The organism is Vibrio sp. 10N.286.46.A8 (assembly GCF_041470165.1).
GTDB classification, from domain to species: Bacteria; Pseudomonadota; Gammaproteobacteria; order Enterobacterales; family Vibrionaceae; genus Vibrio; species Vibrio tasmaniensis_A.
This window is the reverse complement of sequence record NZ_JBFRLX010000214.1, coordinates 1-8,146: the sequence shown is the minus strand read 5'-3', so window position 1 is coordinate 8,146 and position 8,146 is coordinate 1. Positions and strand designations below refer to the sequence as shown.

At 44.9% G+C, this 8,146-nt stretch carries 6 protein-coding genes; 4 read left to right on the top strand and 2 right to left on the bottom strand.

What is annotated here, in order from left to right:
* Positions 1-77: 77 nt before the first annotated feature.
* Positions 78-4,460, top strand: coding sequence for a transporter substrate-binding domain-containing protein (locus tag AB4232_RS19035; protein WP_372087760.1), 4,383 nt, complete (start codon positions 78-80; stop codon positions 4,458-4,460).
* A gap of 42 nt (positions 4,461-4,502) precedes the next feature.
* On the opposite strand, the gene AB4232_RS19030 is transcribed toward AB4232_RS19035, so the two are convergent.
* Positions 4,503-5,132: a DsbA family protein gene (locus AB4232_RS19030; RefSeq protein ID WP_012603524.1), complete on the bottom strand. Its 630-nt coding sequence runs from the start codon at positions 5,130-5,132 to the stop codon at positions 4,503-4,505.
* 99 nt (positions 5,133-5,231) lie between these two features.
* A complete protein-coding gene (locus AB4232_RS19025; RefSeq protein WP_009848715.1) occupies positions 5,232-5,570 on the bottom strand; it encodes a Grx4 family monothiol glutaredoxin in 339 nt (112 codons plus the stop codon).
* 269 nt (positions 5,571-5,839) lie between these two features.
* On the opposite strand from AB4232_RS19025, the gene sodB reads away from it, so the two are divergent.
* The 3 genes from sodB (at position 5,840) to AB4232_RS19010 (ending at position 8,137) form a co-directional block, all read left to right on the top strand.
* Positions 5,840-6,424, top strand: coding sequence for a superoxide dismutase [Fe] (gene sodB, locus AB4232_RS19020; RefSeq protein ID WP_004734050.1), 585 nt, complete (start codon positions 5,840-5,842; stop codon positions 6,422-6,424).
* Positions 6,425-6,671: 247 nt separating this feature from the next.
* A complete protein-coding gene (locus AB4232_RS19015; protein ID WP_009848716.1) occupies positions 6,672-7,175 on the top strand; it encodes a VC2046/SO_2500 family protein in 504 nt (167 codons plus the stop codon).
* 278 nt (positions 7,176-7,453) lie between these two features.
* Positions 7,454-8,137, top strand: coding sequence for an SDR family oxidoreductase (locus tag AB4232_RS19010; protein WP_135383994.1), 684 nt, complete (start codon positions 7,454-7,456; stop codon positions 8,135-8,137).
* The last annotated feature ends 9 nt before the right edge of the window (positions 8,138-8,146 follow it).

Below are 8,146 nucleotides of genomic sequence, written 5' to 3'. Positions count from 1 at the left end.
AACTAAAGCCCCTTTGGCTGCCGTTAGTTAAGCATGGCGATACTCTAAAATCAGCAAGCAAACGACAGGATGTCTTTATGCAAAACAGCGCTTCAAAAACGAAAACGTGGTGTGTCGCCTTTTTATTGAGTTGTCTTTCACTGTTGATGTGGCCACTGCTCACCTTTGCCGAAAACACCCCACCAGGGAACACATCACCCGCTAGCTCCTTAGCAAACAAAACAGAGAACTCATCGAGTGACCAAGTCATATTGCGGGTTGGCCTACCTTCTTACGACATGGTCCCCTACAGCTATCAACATAAGACTCCCTCAGGCAACACTGTTTCTGAAGGGCTACTCATCAGTATGTTGGATCAGGTAGCGGTAAATGCAGGTTTCCAATATCAGATTAAGTTGTATTCAACATTTAGTGATGTACTGAGTGCATTCGAAAGAGGTGAATTAGATCTGCTAGTCGGTGTCTCTTCGACCAAGGAGCGCCATAATTACATGACTTTTAGTGAGCCGATGTTTTCCATAAGACGAGCGGTGATGACCCAAAATAGAAAAATAAACGATTTAGGTGCGTTGGCAACCGCCAACCTAGCATTGGAGAAAGGGTTTGCGCTCAATGATCTGCTTCCTAGCCTGCTTCCTGATAGTCAAATTACCACATTAGACAGTACGCAAGCGGCATTCACGGCAATTCAGGAGGATAGCGTGGATGCGTACATTGGCGATGCGCTTGCACTTTCTGCGTTATTACGAGAACAGCCTCGAGACTCACTCACACTATCAGTTCTTCCTGACCTTCCAGCTGACCACTTGCACTTCGCGGTCAAAAAAGGAAAGCACAGATTGCTTAGCCGAATCAATTTCGCTTTACAGGACATTAAGGAAGGCTCACTGCAATCTATTTATAATCAATGGCTTGCTCCGTCGCAACATTCGATGCTGCTGAACTATGGAACATTGAATTTAACCCAAGATGAAAAGAACTGGCTCGACAGCAACCCTTCCATCCCCGTAGGCACACACTCCAATTGGTACCCTTACGACTTTACCAATGAGCAACAGCAACACTCAGGCTTATCTGCTGACATCTTAAACCTAATAAGTAATGTGCTTGGCGTGTCATTCGAAAGTACCACTTACCTAACACCAGAAGCGGCCGAGGTCGCGTTCAATAATGGTGAGACAATGGTGCTAACCAACATCACACCAACCACAGATAAAGCCCGATACATGGACTTCACTCAAGCTTACAGTTTTGAACCTTGGGTGTTATTGAGTCGCTCTGATCGCTTAGGCAACTTTGCGCCAAGTGGCACCGAAGCTGTTGGTGTGATTGAAAATTCTGGAGGTTCAACGATTCTACCTTCTCTCTGCCTTACTTGCCTAGCCGTCCCTTACATCAATCACGTCAGCGCTTTCCAAGCATTACAGAAAGACGACATCAGTTTCGCGCTTGCTTCACTTCATCATGCTGCACCTTTATTGCATCAAGACTATGTAGGGCAATTCAAAATCACTGGCACCATTAAGAAGCAAAACAGCGCGCCACTAGCTCTCGCAGTGAACTTCCGCCATCCCATGCTGTTGAGTATTCTCAACAAAACCATTGGAGCACTGCCTGCCAATGAATTAGAGCGCTTGGAAAACAAATGGTTAACCTATGAATACCAAGAAGGCTTATCACCACGCGAAGTCGCTAAATGGTCGGTGATCATCGGGCTTGGGATCTTTGTGGTCATTTTCGTGATCGTATTTTGGAACCGAAAAATGGCGGCTGAAATCGAGCAGAGAAAGATCGCCGAGCAGAGAGCAAAAGCAGCAGAAGCCCATTTGCAAACGCTGGCCGACAACATTGATGGGGTCGTGCTTAAACATATTCAAACGCACCCTCGACAGCCTTTAGATATCCGGTTTAGCTTTGTCAGTGCAGGTGTAAGCGATATGTTCGGCTTATCCGTGGATAACGTAAAAGAGCACCCTCAACACCTGTTTAATCTGATCTCAGAGGATGACTTGCCCCAGTTTGAAACCAGTATGCTCGAAGCTATTGAAACCGGGCATTGGGAAAATGAACAGCGAATGCAGTTAGAATCAGGTCAAACTAAATGGGTGAAATTTAATAGCCAAGTATCGAACAGCAAAACCATTGAGTGGAATACGGTGATAACAGACATCACCCTACTAAAAAAACAACAGCAAGCTTTAGACAACGCACGCCAAAAAGCAGAAAGTGCAACGGCTGCAAAGTCGCAATTCTTAGCGACCATTAGCCACGAGGTTCGCACCCCGATTAGTGGGATCTTAGGGCTGTTGGAATTAATGCAGGAACATCAGCTGAGTGAAGAGTTACTGAACTTACACGGTGGATTGAATCAGTCAGCTCGGAACTTACTGCACATCGTTAATGACGTACTCGATTACTCCAAGATTGAAGCAGGAAAACTGGATCTTAACCCGACCGAAATTGAGCTCGGCAAAGTACTTGCCCGTATCGTGCAACCGCAATCCATTCATGCACAGCAAAAAGGCTTAGCCTTCCACTATTGGCAAGACCCAAACCTCGCTCAGTGGTTGTTTGCAGACGATATACGACTCCATCAGATTCTAAACAATTTCCTTAACAATGCGATTAAGTTCACCGAACATGGCACTATTTCATTGCATATTGATGTGATTGAACAGAACGAACATCAGCAGAAAGTTAGCCTCACGGTTTCCGACACGGGCATCGGCATCCCGAAAGACAGACAACAAAGCTTGTTCCAACCTTTTGAACAAGTCGACAAAACCACTAGCCGCCGTTTTGGTGGTACAGGGCTTGGACTGTCTATCGCTTTGAAATTGATAGAACAGATGGATGGCAACATAGAACTGTCGAGTGAAGAAGGAAAAGGCAGCCACTTTACGGTAACCGTTACCCTCCCAACTTGTCCCCCTGAACATGCAGTAAGCAACGCTTTGGCTCTACGACAAACGCTGATTTTCCCTTCAGAGGGTGAGAATTCTATTGAGCTAGATGTCGGTAATCACTCAAGCGAGGTATACGTCGTCGGCTACGTTCTGCAACAAGAAGAGCTGTGTCGATATCTGAAACACTTCGATCTTGAACCAAAAGTTCTGCACATTAATCAAAAGCACCTACTCAAAGAGATGGTCGTCAAACATCAGCCCAAACACATCTTTGTCGCGATGTCGGTTTGGCAACAACTGGCGATTAGCGATGCTTGGATTCAGCAGCATACGGGTTCAACACGCTTCACCGTAATCAACCAAAATCCAATGCTCTCACCAGAGCCTTTAGGCAACTCTTGGTGCTTATCGGTGAATCCGCTGCTGCCCGATAACCTTGTTCATGTTTTAACGAAACCCGTCAGTCACAACAATCTAATCTCATCATTAGACAACGAAACCAAAGCGCCTATCGCCATCGAGACTCGCGAACAAGCCGAGCGTAATGGCCGACTGATTCTTGTTGCGGAAGACCACCCGATCAATCAGCAAGTCATCGCCAAGCAGCTTGAGAGTATTGGTGTCCACGCTGATATTTTCGATAACGGAGTGCTAGCGCTGAATGCTATAAAAAATAAACGTTATGGTTTGCTTCTCACCGATTGCCATATGCCGGAGATGGACGGTTACACGCTTGCCTCAAGCATTCGTCAGATAGAACAACGCAATGAAGAACTAAATCAAGAAACTCAAAAGTTACCTATCGTCGCGTTGACGGCGAATGCGGTTCAGGGTGAAGATGCCAACTGTTATGCACACGGCATGGATGATTTCCTAGTTAAACCTGTTTCCATTAAGCAAATGAAGCTGACCATTGAAAAATGGCTACCCGCAGATTTAGATCCGACGCTTGAAACCGATATTTCTGATGCAGAAAAGCCAGACTCGCAAAATCAGGACACAAGCTCTTCGTCAAACGCTTTACCTGCAGCTCAAGAAACCAATGAGTTTTCGATGCTGTTCCAAGGCATTGAACAGAGCTTTGCGGAATCGGCAGAAAATAACAACTCAGAGACAATCGAAGATGTTGACCCCACTGTCCCTCAAGATTCACTCCACGAGACCAATAGCCCCATCATCGACTACGCCGCGCTCTACGATCTATTTGAAGATCACGATGTGGTGATGACCTTACTCGACGAGTTTGCCGCAAGTTTTATTGCAGATAATGAACAGATAAAAGCGCAGTGGGCTAATAAGGAATATAAGGGACTAAAAACCACATCACACCGACTCAAAGGTGCCGCTAAAATGGTGGCATGTGACGCGATTGCTTCTCCGCTCGCAATCATTGAAGCACAAGCAAACGGCCTAGTAACCGAAGCCACAGACTTAGATCAAGTCGAATCAGAAATTGAAGCATCAATCTCGGAAGCAACTAACACATTCGAACGGTTTACAGAGGAGATAAACCAACTACGTCAGACAAAAGAAAAGGCTTACTCTTATGAGTAAGCCTTAGAGGTTATTGCGTCAATACAGACAGCTCTCGCTGGATTATGCAGCGGGAGCGTTATTCACTAGAATTTCGCGAATAGACTTAAGTGTCGCTTCAGTTGAATGGTAATCCAATTCAACTTCACTAAAGATACCGTTTACCTCAAGCATTAAGGTTGGGTAAGAATGCACACCCATCGCTTCTTTAAAACCTAACTGGTCATCTAACTCGCTTTCCAATAGCTTACTAGAAAGGTCATTTTCAAACTGTTGTACATTCATCCCTAGCTCTTGGGCTAACTGCAAATGCGTTTCTTGGCTATGAGGCAACATCGCACGAAGGTAGTAAGCGTGTTGGATCGCTTCAAGCATTGCTTCGTAGTGATCTTGAAAACCAGCAGCGATCACTGCACGACACGCAGGGTAAGTGCTGCGAACTGGTTGGCATTCAGTCCAAAACTCATGATTAAATTCCGTACCCAGCTTAGCTTCAATCTGTTTCCAAATCGCCTGAAGCTTGCCTTTCATCTCTTCTGACATCGGCTCTTCAGAATCCGGAGCCAAACCACCGACTACGTAGCTAAACTCAATGCTCGCTGGCAATTGTTGTTTTAATAACTCAAGCGTTGGCTTGTAGCCCCAACACCAGCTGCACATTGGATCATGCACATAATGAAGTTTTACGTTCATTGTTCATTCCTTATCGAGTCTTTGTTGAACCATTCAAACGAAAAAAGGAGCCTAATTAAGGCCCCTTCCATTCAATATTTAAGCACCAAGGCCTAAAGCTTACTCAGCGTCGTCGCCAGCTACTTTAGCAGCGGCTTCTTTAACGATTGGCTGAAGCTCACCCTTTTGGAACATCTCAAGAATGATATCACAACCACCGATTAGCTCACCTTCAACCCAAAGTTGTGGGAACGTTGGCCATTGTGCGTAAGCTGGAAGCTCTGCACGGATATCAGGGTTTTGTAGGATATCTACGTAAGCAAATTTTTCACCACATGCCATTAGCGCTTGAGACGCTTGAGAAGAGAAACCACAGCTAGGTAGCTTAGGAGAACCTTTCATGTACAGTAGAATAGTGTTTTCTTCAATTTGCTGTTTGATTTTATCGATAGTTTCCATTGCTTCCTCGTTAATGGATTACGGCTTTCATTGCCTTTATTCTACCCCAAACCAAAAGAATAAAAACCATATAAAAAAAGAGGTTAACCAGTTAAGCTAACAATTCACACAAAAGTGATGAATTAAGCTTTTAATAAAGTAAAAACTTGCTAAACTATATCGCAAGTCAGCAAATTGACCGTGGTTGGCAATATAGCGAGCCATGAATAATAATATCACTGGAAGCAATCGAAAGAGTTAACTCTTTCATATCAATGGAGAATTGAGCAATGGCATTTGAACTACCGGCTCTTCCTTACGCGAAAGACGCGCTAGAACCACACATCTCAGCAGAAACGCTAGATTTCCACCACGGTAAGCACCACAACACTTACGTTGTTAAGCTAAACGGTCTTATCCCAGGTACTGAGTTTGAAGGCAAAACACTAGAAGAGATCGTTAAGACTTCTACTGGTGGTGTTTTCAATAACGCTGCTCAAATCTGGAACCACACGTTCTACTGGCACTGTCTTGCTCCTAAAGCAGGCGGCGAACCAACTGGCGCTGTTGCAGAAGCGATCAACGCTGCATTCGGTTCTTTCGAAGAATTCAAAGCGAAATTCACTGATTCAGCAATCAACAACTTCGGTTCTTCTTGGACTTGGTTAGTTAAGAAAGCTGACGGTTCTCTAGACATCGTTAACACTTCTAACGCTGCGACTCCTCTAACAGAAGAAGGTGTTACTCCACTTCTAACTGTTGACCTATGGGAACACGCTTACTACATCGATTTCCGCAATGTTCGCCCTGACTACATGGCTGCATTCTGGAACCTAGTAAACTGGTCTTTCGTAGAAGAGAACCTAGCTAAGTAATTATTACTTACGCTGCGCTATTTATAGCAAGTTATCTATTGAAAGCTCATGCCTCGGCGTGAGCTTTTTTGTATCTTTCGTATTCTAATCAATGCGAACATTGCGAAACGAACTAGCAGATCGAGCCTACTTTTCAACCTATTCTTACCTTTCTCAATCGCCCTACATAAATTCGTTATTTGCCTGTAATTTAACTCTAAAGTTTGCCAACTCCATGCCGTTAAAGGTGTATCCAATGAGAGGCAGCATGCAAATACATACTTTAGACAAAGCAGGAATCATCAACGAACTGAAGTTCGGCATCGGGATCAGCCAAGCGGTTGAGCAAGGTCGCCGTGCAGATTTTGCGTTGCTGTTATCTATGTTTTCTAATGATGTTCGCGACTGTACTCCCATCGACACCATTGACGTCACTAAAACGACTGAAGATCGCCTACGTAAGCAATTTGGCGTAGCAGAACCGCAACAACTGCGTTCAAACCAATCGTCGTATGAAATTTCAGCGCAACAATCGAATCACTTTCATCAAGCTAGCCTTGCCAGCGCCAAGCTAAGCCACTACTTGAAGCCTGAAGCACTTGCTTTCATGCCAGAAGATACCGCCGACTTCCCTGAAGAGGTTTACCAAAACCTTTCTGGTCATGACCGGCGTAAACTGGCAAGTAAACAGTTACCTGATTTACCAAATGCGACGCTCTACAACGAGCTGTCGACAGCTCAACGTCAGTATCAGATTCAGGCGCAAGTATAGCCGCCGCCTAGCCTTCCTCTTTCTCGCTCAATATTCGCGACTACTCTTTGTTCGATCTCGCTTTTTTAATTATTGATGCAGGCAATATGAACCATCACCTTTGGTCATCATCAAAACCGGAGATGTCGGTTAACACTTGAAGTTACTGCAAAATGTGACCTGCCACAAAGTTCATAAAAAGTTATCAATGGGTACACCTTAGTTTGAGCCAATTCACACCCGCTGTATGAAATTTAACCCATCCTTATCCAACATGGACGATTTGCTTAGGTACTGGGATGGAAATAAAAAGCTCAATTATATTGGTAACATCTGCCGGCTCGCGATTGGGAGGAACGATTGCGAATCACTTTGTTAACCTTGGAGCCACTGTCATCCTTTGTGATAAAGACGCAAAAGCACTTCAGGCGACATATTTACAATGCTCCCGATTTTCAGACTCAGTTTATCACTACACGCTCAAAGGGAATGACAACCAAGCCATTCTCAGCGTGTTTGATTTTATTCAAGCCACCTTCAACACTACGCCTGATGTGCTAGTCAATAATTGGATAAGCTCCCCAATGCCTAGTCTAATTGGCGATCAGCCTGTCAGTAGCTTTATCAATGATCTGTCTGCTATGGCATCGACCCTTTTCGCATTTGGGCAAATCAGTGCAGAGAGGTTACGAGAGCAAGACAAAGAAGGCGTAATTGTGAATGTGATATCTCACGATGACTTTCATGATGTGTCAGGCTTAGAGAGCGCAAACTCCATGATTACCGGCTTTACCCATAGCTGGGCGAAAGAACTGACGCCATTTGGTATTCGAGTCGGCGGTGTTGTCCCTGCCGTTCATAACTCCGAAGGCAAGCTCAATGGGTGTCACTGGGCACAACTGCAAGACGAACTGACCAGAACAACGGAATACATTGTATCTAATGATTACTTTAGCGGACGGGTTGTAGCTGCAGAGGTGTAAGCGTCTGCG